Below are 16,144 nucleotides of genomic sequence, written 5' to 3'. Positions count from 1 at the left end.
CCCACCGGCCCACCGGCCCACCGGCGAATCCACCCCAACATGGCGCGGCGCATCAACTATATCCAACCCGGCAATCCAGGATGAAACAACGAGACGAAACACCCTTTGAGGAGAACACCATGACGCAGAAGATCTGGTTCATCACCGGTGCCTCACGCGGCTTCGGCAGGGAGTGGGCCGTTGCCGCCCTCGAACGCGGCGATTCGGTGGCCGCGACCGCGCGCGACCTCTCCACGCTGAGTGACCTTCGCGAGAAGTACGGAGAACGGCTGCTGCCCCTGCGCCTCGACGTGACGGACCGTGACGCCGACTTCGCCGCCGTGCGGCAGGCGCACGAGCGGTTCGGGCGCCTCGACGTGGTGGTCAACAACGCCGGATACGGCCACTTCGGCATGGTCGAGGAACTCACCGAGCCCGAGGCGCGCGCGCAACTGGAGACCAACCTGTTCGGCGCCCTGTGGATCACGCAGGCGGCGCTACCGTTCCTGCGTGAGCAGGGCAGCGGCCACATTCTCCAGGTCTCCTCCATCGGAGGCATCAGCGCCTTCCCGCTGGTCGGGATCTACCACGCGTCGAAGTGGGCGCTCGAAGGCATGAGTCAGGCGCTGGCCCAGGAAGTGGCGCCGTTCGGCATCAAGGTCACGCTGATCGAGCCCGGCGGGTTCGCCACCGACTGGGCGGGTTCCTCGTCAAGCACGTCCGAGCCGTTGCCCGCGTACGCCGACTTCCACAAGGAGGTGCAGGAGCAGCGCCGCAGGCGCGTCGGCACGCCGGGCGATCCGACCGCGTCCGCCGCGGCCGTGCTGGAGATCGTCGACGCCGACGAGCCGCCGCTGCGCTGCTTCTTCGGTTCGGCGCCGCTGGGTATCGCCAAGGCCGACTACGAGCAGCGTCTCGCGGTGTGGGAGAAGTGGCAGCCCGTGGCAGAGCGGGCGCAGGGCTGAACCGAGGCGGGAGACCCTGCGCACGGCGCGGGCAGCCGTACGCGGAGACAGGCCCGTACGCGAAGTGGGGGCCGATCGGAGTCCATCGGGTCGGCCCCCTTCCTGGAGGGCACGGAGTGATCAAGAGCGGTGGCTCTGGAAGTGGTCGGCGACCTGCTCATGACAGTCGCCGACGTACTGGTCGAACTCCGGGGAGTCCTTGGCCTGGTCATTGGTGAGCGCAACGAAGATCTTCCTTTCGGCCAGGTCCGCGAGGCCGGAGGTGTTGCCCGAGCGGGTGATGCTGTCCTGGTGTTGCGGCACCGCATCTCGGTGTCCATGTGGTCCTCCAGCGTTGTCGGTGTAGGGGGTGCGGGCCGAGATGACGGGGCCCAGACCGCTGGGCACCGACGAGGTGGAGCGAACGCCAGACGGCTCCGGTGACCGAACCTCAGCTATGCCGGCGCCCTGGCCGTCGAAGTCCGGCCGGCCCTGGGCGTCAGGCTTCGGCCTGTTCAATCCACTGCCGGGCGATGCCGGAAGCGATGGCGCGGTAGGCCGGCCGGTATCGCGGCCGACGACCCAGAATCGGCGAGGCCCGTGCAGCGTGTCGGCGGTGTGCACGAAGTAGCGGCCGACATCCCCCTCATCTCCTCCTGGGCGACGTCCGCGACCCGGGCTCCGTCCGGGAGCTGGTGGAGGGCGCCGAGGCCGTCTACCACCTGGCCGCGCTGATCGCGATCCCGTACTCGTACCGGGCACCGCACTCCTATGTGGACACCAACGTCACCGGCACCCTGAACGTGCTGGAGGCCGTCCCCCACCTGGAGATCCCGCGGCTGGTGCACACCTCCACCAGCGAGACGTACGGCACCGCGCAGACCGTACCGATCTCCGAGGACCACCCGATCAACACCCAGTCCCCGTACGCCGCTTCGAAGGCGGGCGGCGACCGGCTGGCGGACAGCTACTTCGCGAGCTTCGGCACCCCGGTGGTGACACTGCGGCCGTTCAACACCTTCGGACCGCGGCAGTCCATGCGAGCGGTGATCCCGACGGTGATCGGGCAGGTGGCCGCAGGGGAGCGCACCATCACGCTCGGCGACCTGGTGCAGCTGATCGGCAAGCTCATGGAGACCGACCACCGCGGGCATGGCGGTCTTCCACGCCGAGTACGCCGAGTACGCCGAGTACGCCGTGCCGACGGCTCAGTTCTGCCCGACCGTCCGCCGGCTCCGCCTCACCTCGATGCTCAAGCACCTGAACCTCGACGCGTGGCGAGAGCCCTGCTGGAAGACGGGCGTCGTTCGTCAGGCGTTGCAGGTGAGTGCCGCGGTGGACTTCCAGAGGGTCGGGCTGATCCGGAAGGCGACCGGAGCAAGGGTCAGCAAGCACTGGGCGGTGGTGTAGCCCGCTGCAGTGGCCTGGACGCGGGCGCTGTTGTAGGCGGCGAGGTTCGAGGCGAAGGGGCTGCCGCTGTAAGCGGTGCCGACGAAGACCTGGCTGGTGACGGCCGTCTGGGCGCCGGCCGGCAGGGCGCCGACGGTCAGCAGGAGGGCGCCGGCGGCAAGGGTGGTTCCGAGTGCGCGCTTGAGGACGGTCATGGATGAGGCCCTTCTGGGGAGGGTGGTTCCTCGTCCGAGGAGCCACGACGTCGAGGATCCGTCCCCGACTTCGAGGATCTGTGGAGCCTCGGTGCAGATCGGATCTTGTCGTGGCGGTGGGGTGCGAACAAGGGCGGTACTCGCCTTCCGCGTGGTTGCCCCACCAGTTCCCACGCCCAAAAGGGGGCCACGCCTGGCGATACCTATGAACCTGTCGGACTCCGCGTCTCCGACGTGGGTAAGCAGCGGATGCCGGCAGACCTCTGCTCGCGGAGAGGTGCTCGCCGTCACCGCGTCGGCAAGCGGGAGAACAGGGCGGCATCATGGATCGGGACGACTTCCTCCTGGCCAGAAGCTGGCAAAGGGCCGGCCGGTGTCGCACTACGGGCCGGTGCCGAAGTCCCGGCCCGAGCGATGGACCCTGTAGGGCTTCGGCGCCGCCGCCTCGACGGCGCCTGGTCGTACCGCACCTGTACGGCTACAAGGGACCCAAGCGGCTGCCCGCGACCGAGTACACGACCCAGGACCGGCGGGGGTTCTGGGAGGCGCGCGGGTTCCACGACATCGCGGACCCGTGGAAGGAACAGCGGCACTCCTACCAGGAGGAGGACTCCCCTCAGGGCCTGTCCAGCGGATCGGATTCCGCCGGACAGGCACCGGGTTGGAAGGACTCAGCGCTTGAGCGTGAAGGTGAAGTCGCCCGGGAGCTTGCCGCTCAGGCGGACCGTCGACACGACGTCCCCCTCGGTGAGCAGCCTGCCGGTCTCGGCTCGCGCACAGCCGAAATCCTCGGCGATCAGTCGCACCGGCCGCACAAGTATTCGCGCGGCAAGGAGGACCGCGGATTGGCCACTCCTGGCACGGGGGCCCACCGGCCGCGGTGCGCCCGGTGCGACGGTGGACCGTACGGCGACTGCCAGGCCGGCCGGTCGCTTCGACCCGAGACACCCAGGTCGCGGCGCCGTAGGACCGGGTCCTGGAACGGATCGGCCGCCAGGCCGGGGAGCCAGGCGTCGAGGAGCTTGTGGTTGGCGTTGACGCGGAATGTGCCGTGCGTCCGGAAGCGCCCGGAGGGGCACCTGTGGCAACGGCGGAGAACGATCGGCAGGCAGGTGGGAACTACCACCCAGGTTCTGGACATGGAGATACACCGGTTTCAGTGAGGAGACCGCAGCGAAAAGGAGCACGGCGCACAGGTGCGACGCGCGACGGTTCAGCGCTCGGGGTGTCTCACTTGGTGTACAACGGCTCGTCCTTGCCAGAGGCGACTGCGGGCGGGAGCACGCTAACCGCCCACGGGAGTACGGGTCCACTGAATTCCGGGCGCGGGTGGCGACGCCCCTCGGCGGGCGACCGTGAGCGGCACTCACATCGGGGCCTCAGTCATAGCGGCAGGCTACGACCAGGCCCAGCCCCGCGCCTGCCGAAGATCTCATCCGGTGAGGTCACGCTGCATGTTGGTACTCATGGAGGATGCCTCCGAGTCGTTCGCGTCGTCTCATGTCGAGTCGGGTGATCTGCCGCGGACCGGCAATCGGAACCGGCAACGGGTGTAGTGGGCGGGCGTTGGCGATGCCCTCTCGGCATCCGCACGCCGCTGAGCACCACCTCGATCCCCGCGTCGACAAGGATGGTGTGGAACAGGGTGGGGAACTTTCCGTCGCGGTCCCGGATCAGGAACCGCATCCGGCAGCTGGCGTCTTCGAGGTCCATGACGTGGTTCTTCGCGGTCTGGGTCACCCAGGGTGCGGTCGCCGGTGCGGTGGCGCGGAGGATACGGATCCTCCGACCGGCGTGCTCAATCACCGCGAACGCATCTCCCAGACCGTGGACGCGGCCACCTGGATTCCCATAACGAGGAGCTCACCGTGGATGCGGCGATAGCCCCAACTGGGATTCTCCCGTGCAAGGCGTAGAACCAGGGCGCGGATGGAGTGCACGGTCCGCGGTCTTCCCGATCGCTTGGGCCGGGAGGCGGCAGCGTGGCGGCGGGCGACCAGACCGCGGTGCCAACGCAGCACCGTCTCCGGCCGTACCAGCAGCTGCACCCGGCGCAGCGCTTGCGACGGCAGCCGGTGCGGCAACGCCGCCAGGATCGCCCGATCACACGGCGTGAACTGCACCGTGTGGCAAGCAAGTCAACGGTGCAGGACCGTGATCTGATGGCGCTCGTGAACCAGCGGCCAGGTGGTGGTGGCCGCGGCACGGGCCGTCTGTTCCAGGACAGGCCGCAGTTCGCTTGCGATCCCCCACAGCCGCCCGATCTCCAGTAACGCGGGCCCCGCCGCACGAGCCGGTCGTACCGCGCCGGAGCGCCGCCGGCGTCGGCGGTGCTCAGCGGGGTGTAGTGACAGAGCGTCCGGGTTGCCCGGGGAGGCAGGAGGTCGAATCGAACCTGGGTGGTCGAGATCGGAGCCGGCAACGCCTACGCTCACCAAGGCCGGCGGCACATGTGCCACCCGCTGCGGTCCCGACCGGACCTGTCCCCCGACGAGATCGACCTGGCCCGACTCTCGGCCTCGCCTGGCCTCGGGCCGGCCAGCGGAATCATTCGGCCGGCGACTCGACGTCCTGCGCGATTTCCGCCAACCTCACCGTGAAGTTCCATTCTGCCCGTTCATCCGAGGAAACACCCGTGGGCAGGCCGTCGAACCGATCGTAGTAATGGAAGACCACAGACAGGACCAGGAACCGTCGACCCGGCATGACCTCGCTGATCTCCCCCACCTTCATGCCGTTCTCCTGCGCCTGCGCGTAGGTGCCGACGAACGACCCCGCCGCCGTACTGGCGGTCAGTCGCTCGTCGGTGAAGGTCAGGCCCGAGGCCGCCATCACCGCATCCTCCTCGGCCGCGACCCGCCGCTTGTCCTCGGCCCACTTCTGCTCCCACGTCTCAGCGCTCACGCCGTTCGCTCCCAGGGTTCGCGTCTTCCGGCCTCCGGCCTGATTCGATAGAAACGCACCGGCATGCGAAAGGCAACGATGGAGGGGAGTGTCTTTTCTTTGTGTAGGACCGCGTTTGAGATCTACCGTGTCCTTGGGCTGGTGAGGCCGTTGGGGCTTGTGCGAGTGGTTCCGGGGGCGAGCATCCGTCAGATCTGACGGGTGGTCAGTGGTCTTTGGTGCAGCCGTTGCTGCCGCCCCCGCGGGCAGGGCCGAAGGGCGGGCGACGGGAGAAGCACCCCCCGCGTGGCTTCAGCTGACTTGTGACCCTCCGTGCCACCTGCCGACCGTGAGCGCAGCAACAGAATCGGCAAAGTCCGGGCAGCCAGATCTCAAACGCGGTCTCAGACCGGTGTTGGCTGCTGTTACTGGTGGTCGGTGACGCGGTCGCCGTAGTTGCCGGCAGGGGTGTTGATGGCTTCCTTCCAGTTGCGGGTTCTGCCGGTGGCATTGGGCCGGTTGGGTTGCCGGTCACGGATGAACAGGTAGAGGACCTTGACCCGGCCCGCCCCACCGTCACCCTCGCCCGGCCGCAGCCGAACGTCACATCTGGACCGTCACGGACGCCGTCCACTTCCTGCACCACTGCCACACCGCGGATCCCGCCTTCGCGGACCTCATCGAAGTCCTGATCGGCTCCGGCCTGCGCAAAGGCGAAGCCCTCGCCCTGCGCTGGGACGACATACACCTCAACGAACGCGTCCTCTATGTCCGCTACACGCTCTCCGCGGTCGACAACAACCGCCTCGTCATCACTGCACCCAAGACCCCCAGCAGCTCAGGGTCCTCTCCACCACCCACCGTCTGGGCAGCACCACGAACCCGGCCTGGTCGTCGCTGCGTTTGACGATCTCCAGGGTGACCTGGAGTTTCTCCCCAACCCAGTCGACCAGACGGCCGGTGTAGCCGCCGTCGGCCCACACCAGTGATCTTCTGGTAGCGGGCTCGGAGCCGGTCCAGCATGCCGCGGGCCGCGTCGCGGTCGGTGCAGTCGGCCGGGGTGACCAGCACCATCAGCAGCAGTCCGAGTGTGTCCACGATGACGTGCCGCTTGCGCCCGTTGATCTTCTTGGCGCCGTCGAAGCCGCGTGAGGCGGCCGGCACTGACGCGGCGCCCTTCACCGACTGCGAGTCGACGACCGCCGCGGTCGGCTCCGCGTCGCGGCCCTCGCGCGCGCTGACTTTCCCGCACAGCCGGTCGTGGAACTCGCCTATCAGCCCGCCCATGCGCCAGCGCCGGAAGAAGGCGTAGACCCGGTCCCAGGCGGGAAAGTCGGCCGGCATCGCCCGCCATGCGATACCGCCCGCGACCAGGTATCGGATCGCGTCGATCATCTGCCGGTCCGCCAGCTGTCCGGATGGTCACCCGCGTTCCCGAACCGGTGCGCGAGACAATCACACGACCGGGAAGGTGAGTTGGACTCACGGGACGCAGGCGCGTAAAACTGCGGCCATCGGGTCTCCCTGCGGCTCGGATGGCTTCGCGCCCACGAGCTGTGCAGGAGACCCCGCCTTCATGCCCGGATCACCGGAAGGTCACCCGGCCGGGAACCCTCGTTCGACCGGCAGGCGAACTGCTCGGTACGACAACGGCTACTGAGCAACAATCTGTGCGTTGGTGGCATGTCGGTGTGCAGCGCCGGGCTTCTCCGGCACACGCGGCAGCCGAACAGTGGAACTCCCCTGCCGTTGGGGAGCCATGAAACCGCGTCATCGGGACGCCGACAGGAGTAATCACCACTCTGTTCGATGTCGGACCGGGTTCGACGGGTCAGTCGTGAACGAGCCGGTAGAGCTGGATTCCGGAGCGCTCAGCGACCAGACGGTAGCCCAACGTGGGGATGTCTGCGAGGCGGGGCAGCTCCCAGTCGAAGACGGGCATGCCGCCGTGTGCGGGATCGCTGACCAGAAGCCACTCGGGTCTGCGGTCGCTGTCCAAGGCCTGAGGAAACTGATAGACCTGGGTCCGTGCGGTGAGCTGCGGAGCGAGGGAGTTGACTACCGCGATATCGGCGCCGTCGGGAACGGCGGCCATCACCTGCCGGGCCGCTTCGGCCCAGGGGCTGGGCTGCCATGCTGGGCCGGCCAGGTCCCGAAGCGGCAGTGCGGGAAGTGTCACCAGGCTGACCGTCAGGCTCGCCGCGACCGCTCCGGTGACCAGTCTCGATCGGCACATGCCTGGCCCGCGTAGTCTGCCCAGCGCATCGGCGAAGGCCAGGAACAAGATGGGCATGAGAACAGCGCTGTAGTGGTAGTCGTGCCCCCAGTACGCCGGGTTGGTCGACCAGAACCGCCACGCCAGGGTCGGAAGCGCGAGCAGCACCAGCGGCGAGCGCAGGGCCATGAACGCGGTCGGCACGAGCAGAGCGAGGAGGGTTCCGAGCTTCTCCGTGGGCAGGAACAGCCGAACCAGAGGGCTGGAGCCCGTCGGGATGGCGCTGTGGAGATAGTCGTAGTGGCCGTGGGGATTGAAGGCGGGGATGACGACCAGCACGATCAGCAGGCCGGCCAGAAGGCCGTAGGCCAGCACGGCGGCCCCCAGCCTGCGGCGCCCGTGCAGCACGATGTACAGGCCGATCGCAGCGACGGTCAGCGGCAGGTCCTCCTTGACCAGCACCAGCGGCAGCGACCAGACGGCGGCCGCACGCCACTGTCGCCGGGCAAGGTGCTCGAGGCAGAAAGCCAACAGCGGGACGGCGAAAGCGATCTCGTGGAAGTCAAAGCCAACGGCCTGCTGCAGACCCCAGGACAGACCGTAGGCGGCACCGACCGCAGTACCGAGCCGCGGCGTGGTGCTGCGGATCGCGAGACGGGTGACAGGGACGACTGAGGCCGCGAGCAGAGCGGCCTGGACGACCAGCAGCGTCACGGGGGTCGGGAAGATCCGGTAGAGCGGGGCGACGGTCGCCAGGATCGGGTGGAAGTGGTCCCCCAACAGGTTGTAGCCGGAGCCCTTCAGTTCCGCGACGGGAGCACGCAGTTCGGAGTAGGCGCGCACGGCCTGTTCGAAGATGCCCAGGTCGTAACCGGTCGAGCGCAACCGAAGGTGTTGGGTGACGGACAGCGCCGCGTAGGCCGTGAAGAACGCAGCCGCGAGCAGGTACGGGCAGCGTCGGCGTGGGCTGCGGCCGCCGGTGGTTCCGGCCGGGGACCGGGCCGCAGGCGTGGTACGGAGTGGGCGCGGACGGGCTGAGGCGAGGGGCACCGGGATCTCCTGTGGGACGCGGCTAGGAGCGCCCACTGTCAGCCGGCGGCGATGAAGCGGCGATGAAGCAGGATGAAGCGATCTTCATGTGGTGATTCGGGCGACCGAGAGGATGAGTGACATGCGGGTACTGGTGGTCGACGATGAGAGGCGGCTGGCTTCTGTGATCCGGCGCGGCCTGGAGGCAGAGGGCTACGCGGTCGATGTGTGCCACGACGGGCGCCACGGGCTGCGGATGGCCCTGCAGCATCCCTACCAGGTCATCATCCTCGACATCATGCTTCCCGGTCTGAACGGATACCGGGTCTGTGAGCTGCTGCGGCGTGAGGGCATCCGCACGCCGATCCTGATGCTCACCGCCAAGAACGGTGAGTGGGACGAAGCCGAGGCGCTGGACACCGGCGCCGACGACTACCTGACCAAACCGTTCTCCTACGTCGTCCTGCTGGCCCGGCTGCGGGCGCTGCTCCGCAGGGGAGGCCCGGTACGCCAGCGCGCCCTGCAGATCGGTGACCTCCACATCGACCCCGCCACCCGCCGGTGCCGCCGCGGCGAGAGGGAGATCGAACTCACCGCCAAGGAGTTCGCCGTCCTGGCTTACCTGGGTCTGCGATCCGGCGAAGTGGTCACTCGCAGCGACCTGCTGGAACAGGCATGGGACGCCAACCAACAAGCTGCGAGCAACATCATCGACGTCCACATCCGGGCGCTGCGCCGCAAAATCGACGTGCCCTTCGGCCGCAGTACCATCCATACCGTGCGCGGCGCCGGTTACCGACTGGCCGATCATGCCTAGTCGCCTGTCGATCCGTCTGCGTGCCGCCCTGGCCGCCGCTCTGGCCGCCGCCCTGGCCTTCAGCGCCGGGGCCTGGTGGATCCGCCACGAACTGTATGCCTCGAAGATGACCGACGCCCTCCACCAGGCCCGAGCCACCCTGAACGTCATCGAACCCCGCTACGTCCACGGGGGCGACGGGACCCCACTCTTCTTCAACGGCACTGACATGTGGGTCCTGGTCGACCCCGAGGGCCGATTCGTCGAAGGCAACCCCGACCTGACCCCCTTCGTGCCGGCCCCGCTCGGACCACTCACCTCCACACGAAACACCATGGCCGTCTCCGAGGAGACCATGCACCTGGACGCTGCCTCCGACCACGCCCGGCCCGGCACCAGCCGCCTCGCGCACCACAACGTCACCGTCTTGACCACCGTCTTCCAAGGGCCTGGCCTGCTCGACGACAACGGCATCGCGCACCCCACGCGGCTGACCCTGCACATCCTGGTCACCCCATGGGACGCCGAACAGGCCGTCGCATCCGTCGACGACACCCTCTCCATCGGAATCCCCGCCGCCATCCTCCTGGTCGCCCTCATCGTGTGGAGCACCACCGCCCGAGCCCTGCGCCCGGTGGGGCAGATCCAGCAGCGCCTGCGCACCATCACCGCCCACAACCTGAGCGAACGCCTCCCCGTCCCGCCTCGCCGGGACGAGATCGCGCGTCTGGCCGCCACCACCAATGACACTCTCGACCGGCTGGAACAAGCCGTCGAACAACAACTCCGCTTCACCGCCGACGCCTCCCACGAGCTGCGCACCCCCCTTGCCGCGCTCCGCGCCGACCTCGAAGTAGCGCTCCACTACCCGGATCACACCGACTGGCCCCACGTCATCCGCGACACCCTCGGCGACGCCGAACGCCTCCAGCAACTCATCGAAGACCTGCTCCTGCTGGCCAACCTCGATCACTCCACTGCGCTACCCACCGCCCCTGTCGAACTGGGACTGCTGGCCCACACTGCGGCAGCCCGGGCCCGCCGACACGCTCCCCCCTCCCTGCGGATAGACTGCCGCACCACCGACGACGCCACCGTCCGAGGCGATCCCCGGCAGTTGGAACGGCTCCTGCTCAACCTCCTCGACAACGCGGTGCATCACTCCCACCGCCGCATCACCATCACCGTCACCGCCGACGCGGCCACCGCCACGGTCGAAGTCCGGGACGACGGCACGGGCGTATCCGTAGAGGACCGCGAGAAGGTCTTCGAGCGCTTTGCCCGACTCGACTCCTCTCGCGACCGGAGTACGGGCGGGACGGGGCTGGGCCTGCCGATCGCCCGCGAAATCGCGCACCGCCACAGCGGTACCCTGACCCACCGCGACACCCCACAGGCCGCCGGTGCTCACTTCATCTTCGAAGTTCCACTGCAAACACTATGAACACCCCATCGATCCGCCGCCAGCCCGAACAATCTTCGCGCTATATCCCCGGTATCAAGGGCTATCAGTGAGAGCTGAGCGGGTCCGTGGAACCGTAGCAAGCTGTTGTCGTTCCGATCTTGGGTTTGTCGGGCGAACTGGGGTCCTGTTCGGGTGACCGCGGCTGGCGCCCGGCCCGGTGACTGGTCCGGCGTCGTTGTAAGCCATGGCCAGGGTGTGTGGAGTGATCTTCGCAGTGGGCGGTCGCTGGTGGGCATTGACAGCCGGCGACGAGCGCTCACCTGGGTATTCAGGAGCGCTGCTTCGTCTGGTAGCGATGGGCGGACAGTTGGGGCAAGGACCTGCACGGCGTCCACCGGGCAGTCGCGGCGCTCGGCCACGCGGAGCCGACTGATCGGCGACACCGGACCCGCCATCCTGGGATTTGAGATCCTTTCATCAGCGGGGTCTCACGGCAGACTCTGAGTAGTCTCTACTCATGGCCGAGATGGAGGCTGGCACTTGTGTCTCCTGCGTGAGAGCGTAGTTCGTGAGATTGCTGCCAGCCCGTCCTTTCGCTGACTGCAAGACCATCGGTGCGATCCCGGCAACTTTCATTTCCGAATGAAGAAGAGAAATGTAGCGAGCTTTTAGAGACCGCTACAAACGCTTCCCGAAGAATTCAACGCGGCCACAGGAAGTGACCGCAATTGCGTAACCACGACTGTCATGCTCGCATCTTGCAGGCGATCGTCCCTTGCTGCTCACCTGGACAGGATTCCTTCGCATGAGGTCAACGAACGACATCGGGCGCCGCAGGCTGCTCGGTTCGGCTCTCGCCATGGCCGCGACCGGGACGATGGCTTCCTGCACGTCAAGCACCCCGCCCAGAGGCGGCAACCCCACGGTCCCGGAACCGTTGGCATACCTGCGGACGTCGTGGTCCATCGACCCCTTCGCCCTCTGCTCCTACTCCTACCTCGCGCCCAGCAGCCTGGGCGCAAGAGCACGCGCCATGCTTGCCGCGCCCGTTGCCGACCGCCTGTACTTCGCCGGCGAGGCGACCTCCTCCGAGGCGCCATCCACAGCCCACGGCGCCCTGGAAAGCGGACGACGCGCAGCCGCGCAGGTCATCAGCGCTGCCGAGGAAGGCGAGCACATCGTGATCATCGGGTCCGGTTTCGCCGGAATCGGCTGTGCTCGCGCCCTCGTCGACCAGGACTACCAGGTGACGGTTCTCGAGGGACGGGACCGAATCGGCGGGCGCATCTGGACCCAGCACATCGCCGGAGTGCCGGCGGAAATGGGAGCCTCCTGGATCCACGGTTCCTCGGGCAACGCCATGACCGCGATCCTCAAGGAGACCGGCGATCCGAGCTACGCCTTCGACTACGACAACTCCACCGGCGAGGACGAGCAGGCGATGCGTGAACTCGCCGCATATGAAAAGAAGCTGGGCGATGTCGACGATCCGAACGAGGCTACCGTCGCCTCCGTGATGCCGCGTGATCCCTCCGCGGCACTGCGTACCGCACTGAACATCAACTACCCCCTGGAGTACGCCGCAGAGCCCAGCCAACTCTCGGTGGAGGCCACCCTCGGGGGCCGGGACCTGAAGGGTCCCGATCTTCTGCTCCCGCGGGGCTACGACCGGATGCTCGCGCACCTCCGCGGCGACATCCCGGTGCGCGTGCGGCAGGTCGTCGCCCGCATCCAGTACGGCGCGGACGGGGTGACGGTGACCTTGCGGGACGGCAGCACCGTGCGGGCCGATCGCGCGGTGATCACCGTTCCGATCGGCGTACTCAAGGCGGCAGCCATCGGCTTCGAGCCGGCCCTGCCCGACGCGAAACAGGAGGCCGTCAAAGCGCTGGGGGCCGGTCTTCTCGACAAACTGTGGCTCGAATTTCCCGAGCCCTTCTGGGACAAGGACGTCGACGTCATCGAATGGTCCGATCCCGGGAACCCCAGCCTGTGGTCCTGGTGGGTCAACGGATACAGGGCCTTCGGCAAGCCGGTGCTTCTCGGCTTCAACGGTGGTGACCAGGCTCACCGGCTCGCCAAGGCATCCGATGGTGAGGTCGTCGACAGCGCGATGAGGGCCTTGCGGCACATGTACTCCTGACCTGCACCACCTCAAGCCCCGCCTGAGCCTGAGAAGCCGTTGTCGTACCGATCGAGGAGCTTGTTGATCGGACTGGAGTCTGGTTCGGGTGATCGTGGCGAGGCCCGCGCATGAAGGCAGGGCCTCCTGCACGGTCAACCCCTCCCTGCCTGCTCCTGACGAGCATTCGCGATGTTGATGCGCACTGACCCGTTCCGTGAGATGGACCGGATCGTCCAGCAGCTGACGGGGACGTCCGGGCCTTGGTCGAAGCCGTCCGTCATGCCGATGGACGCCTGTCGCGACGGCGACGAATACGTCATCGCCTTCGACCTGCCCGGTGTGAGCCCCGAGGCACTCGAGATCGATGTCGAGCGGAACATGCTGACCGTCAAGGCGGAACGCCGGCCGGTCGCCAAGAACGACACCCTCCAGGTCGAGCTCGCCGAGCGACCGCTGGGGGTGTTCTCCCGGCAGGTGATGCTCGCCGACACCCTGGACACCGAGCGCATCCAGGCGGATTGCGACGCCGGTGTCCTGACCCTGCGCATCCCGATCGCGTGGACGAGACTGGGCACCTCCAGGAATTCATCCAGGGTGCCGAAGCCGCCGGCCAGCAGGACGAATCCGAATCCGAGGGTGCACCTGACGAACATCGTCTGGCGGACGAAGAATCCGGGTCTGCCCTCGAAATGCCCTTGTTCGGGATCGCGTGTGCTCGTCGGATCCGCCTGAGGTCGCTCCGCTGATCCCCGGTTGCCGGGCCAGTAGCGGGCCGCACAGGGCCGTCAGCGCGGTGACCTTACTGGCCCGGAGTTCCTCCGGTTGGACCGCGCGGGCGACGAATTCGGCCATCTCCGCGTCCACGGCCGCGGTCAGCGCGGTCAGGTCCTGCCCCACTTCGGTGGCGGCGGCGAGAGCGGCGAGCGCTTCCAGGCCGCCACCGTCGGACGGGCGAGGTCCTCGTCCGTCAGGCGCGGTTCCCTGCTCCGCAGGAACCCCCGCAGCACGTCTGTCCACCAGGACCGCCGGGGTCCCTCCGGTACGGCGGCCAGGGCCTGGTCAAGGCCGGGCCGCGCGGTCCACCGGTCGCGCAGTGCCGAGCATGGCCCTGACGCCACTTCGATCGTCGGGTCCATGACCGGGGCGAACGTCCGTACCTCCGGCGGCGCTGGTCGTCCGCCAGCACGGCGACGGCCTCCACGCGGGAGTCGGATGCCGGAATCACCGGTCGGCCCTGACCGGTGCCGGCCGAATCCCCGGGCCGTGACGACCAATGGGAGCGGAACCCCCGCGCCGGGTGGTCGGGCCGTGCGGGAGCATGACCGTCTCCGGCTCACGCGCCCGCACGGCCCATCCCGTCTCCCGACCGGCCGGAAGTCCCCGGTCAGCAGGTCTTGCGCACGTACCCGCTGCTACCCGCAGGAACGACCTCGACGTCCCGTCGGACCACGCTCACCTGGGCACCGTAGACGCAGGCGTTCTTCAGGCCGGCGCTCGTGTACTCGATGAAGATGGCGTTGTTGCCGAAGGCGGAGATGTACTTGCCGCACTCCTTCCACTTCGGGTCACCGCACTCTTCGGCGATGGCGAAGTCGAGCCCGTTGGCAACGTGGTTGGCAGCCAGTTCGACGGTGTTCTTCTGGGCGATGGCGAGCCCCTTGGAATGGCCGTGCTGCGACAGCAGGCGGATGTACGACTGGGCGTGATCGGCCGTGATCTTGCCGGCGACCACGTCGCGGGTGAAGGTGTCGTAGTTGTCGAGCTCGACGGCGTTGAAGCCCTTCGAGGCGCACTGGTCGATGAATCCGTTGATCTTGTCGGCGATCCGCTGACGCTTGGCATCGGTGGTGATGTCGAGGATGGCCTCGTTCCAGTCCGGGTCGATGACCGGACCCTTGGAATTGGACAGCAAGAGGTCGGGCGCCCAGTCCTGCGGGCCGTCGGCGTCACCCTTCTCCTGAGTCTGGAAGGCGTTGACGTAACAGATGTTGTACAGCCCCTTCGCCGGGGAGTCCTTCACATCGCGGCTGACGACCTTCACACCGGCGGGCGGGGTGTACGCCCCGCCGATCTGGTAGTCGAAAGGTGCGTGCACGGGGGGAAGCGCGACGGTCGGGGTGGCCTGGGCCCGAGTGGAGCCGAGGCTCACGGCAGTGGCGCCGAGGGCGGTTGCCACCGCGAGGCCGGCGACGATCGCAGTCGTTCTGGAACGACGGTGGGAACGCATCAATGATCTCCATTGGGAGCTTGACGGTGGGTGGGGGTGAACGGAGTCCGGTGCGGCGGCACAGGTGCACGCCGTCGTCCGTTGACGACGGCCGGCTTCTGTCCCGCGCCCCGGGCTCCGGGCGCCGTGAGCAGGCGCTCGACGGCACGAATGGGGGGCCGATCCGGGGTGGGGCCGGGATGGGAAGGGAGCGCTGTTCGAGTGACCGCCCGGCCGGCCGGGTCAACCGAAGACGGCGGCTCGCATGGTGAGGTTCATTTCTCGTCCAGTCGTTCGGGAGTGGCGGGTGTGGCGGGAGTGGCGGGAGTGCATCGCAGCCTGCTGAGAGGGTCCGGGAGGGCGGCCGGGGCCCGAGCAATCGGGGGAACCGCTTCGGGGAACGGCCGCCACTCCATCGCCACCGGCCCGGGGACACAGTGGGGGGAGTCCGCACAGGCTGTGGCGATCTCCCACCACGGGGGGTGGGAGCGATCCCGCACATCGTAGGAGTCGCCCTCCGCTCCGCCAAGGCAGTGTGTGCCGCAGTCCCGTTCTCCCCTCCCCTCTTCGCTACTGAGCGCGACACCCGGCCGCTTCCCACGTCCACCACCGCGGTGACGCACCCGCCCTGCCGGCCACCGGAAGACGGCGATTCGCACCGGTCCGCCGCCGTGACCGGCGAGCGACCCGGCCGCACCACAGAGCCGTGGCCTGTGGGAACGTCGCCTGTCACCGCCCCGGATGACGAGGGTCCGCGCTGTGCCGACGCGACCGTTCGCGGCGCCGCGCTGTCGCGTCACCGCCCGTGACGACCACGATCGAGCCGGTTGAAGCGCGCTCGGAAGTGTGCACGCCAGATGCTCGCATCGGGGTGCGGGCAACCGTGGTGGTGCGCAACGCCGACTGTGGCGATGGGCATGTGACGATCGCTCACTTCACCGAACGGGCCTAGGGTCTG

General features: G+C 68.1%; 12 protein-coding genes and 6 pseudogenes. 9 read left to right on the top strand and 9 right to left on the bottom strand.

The features are described 5' to 3' along the window. The first annotated feature begins 119 nt into the window (after nt 1–119). Complete coding sequence (locus LNW72_RS33275) at nt 120–944, top strand: SDR family oxidoreductase (protein WP_250978753.1); 825 nt, start codon at nt 120–122, stop codon at nt 942–944. A 120-nt stretch (nt 945–1,064) separates the two neighbouring features. Here LNW72_RS33275 and LNW72_RS33270 read toward each other — a convergent pair whose 3' ends face one another. Next, nucleotides 1,065–1,247: a hypothetical protein gene (locus tag LNW72_RS33270; RefSeq protein WP_250978752.1), complete on the bottom strand. Its 183-nt coding sequence runs from the start codon at nt 1,245–1,247 to the stop codon at nt 1,065–1,067. Nucleotides 1,248–1,573: 326 nt separating this feature from the next. Between LNW72_RS33270 and LNW72_RS33265 the strand changes: the two are divergent. Beyond that, nucleotides 1,574–2,032: pseudogene (locus tag LNW72_RS33265) on the top strand (GDP-mannose 4,6-dehydratase); the annotation flags it as partial. Between the two features lie 201 nt (nt 2,033–2,233). On the opposite strand, the gene LNW72_RS33255 reads toward LNW72_RS33265, so the two are convergent. Continuing rightward, on the bottom strand, nt 2,234–2,527 hold the full coding sequence (locus LNW72_RS33255) for a hypothetical protein (RefSeq protein WP_250978751.1): 294 nt from the start codon (nt 2,525–2,527) through the stop codon (nt 2,234–2,236). A gap of 277 nt (nt 2,528–2,804) precedes the next feature. Between LNW72_RS33255 and LNW72_RS33250 the strand changes: the two are divergent. Continuing rightward, nucleotides 2,805–3,135 (top strand): annotated as a pseudogene (locus tag LNW72_RS33250) (hypothetical protein); the annotation flags it as partial. A gap of 63 nt (nt 3,136–3,198) precedes the next feature. Here the strand turns inward: LNW72_RS33250 and LNW72_RS42175 are convergent. The 3 genes and pseudogenes from LNW72_RS42175 to LNW72_RS33240 form a co-directional block, all read right to left on the bottom strand. Then, nucleotides 3,199–3,668 (bottom strand): annotated as a pseudogene (locus LNW72_RS42175) (hypothetical protein). 661 nt (nt 3,669–4,329) lie between these two features. Beyond that, complete coding sequence (locus LNW72_RS42170; RefSeq protein ID WP_374117434.1) at nt 4,330–4,548, bottom strand: hypothetical protein; 219 nt, start codon at nt 4,546–4,548, stop codon at nt 4,330–4,332. A 526-nt stretch (nt 4,549–5,074) separates the two neighbouring features. After that, on the bottom strand, nt 5,075–5,431 hold the full coding sequence (locus LNW72_RS33240; protein ID WP_250978750.1) for a hypothetical protein: 357 nt from the start codon (nt 5,429–5,431) through the stop codon (nt 5,075–5,077). A 586-nt stretch (nt 5,432–6,017) separates the two neighbouring features. On the opposite strand from LNW72_RS33240, the gene LNW72_RS42165 reads away from it, so the two are divergent. Continuing rightward, nucleotides 6,018–6,317 carry a tyrosine-type recombinase/integrase gene (locus tag LNW72_RS42165; RefSeq protein ID WP_374117433.1) on the top strand — a complete coding sequence of 100 codons (300 nt, stop codon included), beginning with the start codon at nt 6,018–6,020 and terminating at the stop codon, nt 6,315–6,317. Here the strand turns inward: LNW72_RS42165 and LNW72_RS33230 are convergent. Further along, a pseudogene (locus LNW72_RS33230) lies at nt 6,223–6,805 on the bottom strand (IS5 family transposase). The gene LNW72_RS42165 and the pseudogene LNW72_RS33230 overlap by 95 nt on opposite strands. Before the next feature lie 436 nt (nt 6,806–7,241). Beyond that, entirely contained in the window at nt 7,242–8,675 is a 1,434-nt protein-coding gene (locus tag LNW72_RS33225; protein WP_250978748.1) for a DUF2079 domain-containing protein, read from the bottom strand. 121 nt (nt 8,676–8,796) lie between these two features. Between LNW72_RS33225 and LNW72_RS33220 the strand changes: the two genes are divergently transcribed. The 4 genes and pseudogenes from LNW72_RS33220 to LNW72_RS33205 all read left to right on the top strand — a co-directional run. After that, nucleotides 8,797–9,471 (top strand): response regulator transcription factor, encoded by a 675-nt coding sequence (locus LNW72_RS33220; RefSeq protein ID WP_250978747.1) that lies wholly within the window; start codon nt 8,797–8,799, stop codon nt 9,469–9,471. Further along, nucleotides 9,464–10,894 (top strand): HAMP domain-containing sensor histidine kinase, encoded by a 1,431-nt coding sequence (locus LNW72_RS33215; protein WP_250978746.1) that lies wholly within the window; start codon nt 9,464–9,466, stop codon nt 10,892–10,894. The genes LNW72_RS33220 and LNW72_RS33215 overlap by 8 nt, the downstream gene beginning before the upstream one ends. A gap of 766 nt (nt 10,895–11,660) precedes the next feature. Then, nucleotides 11,661–12,998 carry an NAD(P)/FAD-dependent oxidoreductase gene (locus tag LNW72_RS33210; protein ID WP_250978745.1) on the top strand — a complete coding sequence of 446 codons (1,338 nt, stop codon included), beginning with the start codon at nt 11,661–11,663 and terminating at the stop codon, nt 12,996–12,998. 171 nt (nt 12,999–13,169) lie between these two features. Next, nucleotides 13,170–13,538 (top strand): annotated as a pseudogene (locus LNW72_RS33205) (Hsp20/alpha crystallin family protein); the annotation flags it as partial. A 2-nt stretch (nt 13,539–13,540) separates the two neighbouring features. Here LNW72_RS33205 and LNW72_RS42160 read toward each other — a convergent pair. Together LNW72_RS42160 and LNW72_RS33200 are read right to left on the bottom strand one after the other, a co-directional pair. After that, a pseudogene (locus LNW72_RS42160) lies at nt 13,541–13,651 on the bottom strand (LOG family protein); the annotation flags it as partial. Between the two features lie 713 nt (nt 13,652–14,364). After that, nucleotides 14,365–15,207 (bottom strand): endo alpha-1,4 polygalactosaminidase, encoded by an 843-nt coding sequence (locus tag LNW72_RS33200; protein ID WP_250978744.1) that lies wholly within the window; start codon nt 15,205–15,207, stop codon nt 14,365–14,367. A gap of 784 nt (nt 15,208–15,991) precedes the next feature. On the opposite strand from LNW72_RS33200, the gene LNW72_RS33195 reads away from it, so the two are divergent. Beyond that, complete coding sequence (locus LNW72_RS33195) at nt 15,992–16,138, top strand: hypothetical protein (RefSeq protein ID WP_250978743.1); 147 nt, start codon at nt 15,992–15,994, stop codon at nt 16,136–16,138. The last annotated feature ends 6 nt before the right edge of the window (nt 16,139–16,144 follow it).

The organism is Streptomyces sp. RKAG293 (assembly GCF_023701745.1).
Taxonomy (GTDB): Bacteria; Actinomycetota; Actinomycetes; order Streptomycetales; family Streptomycetaceae; genus Actinacidiphila.
Note: the sequence above shows the minus strand (reverse complement) of the source record. Positions and strands in the feature narration are given on the sequence as shown.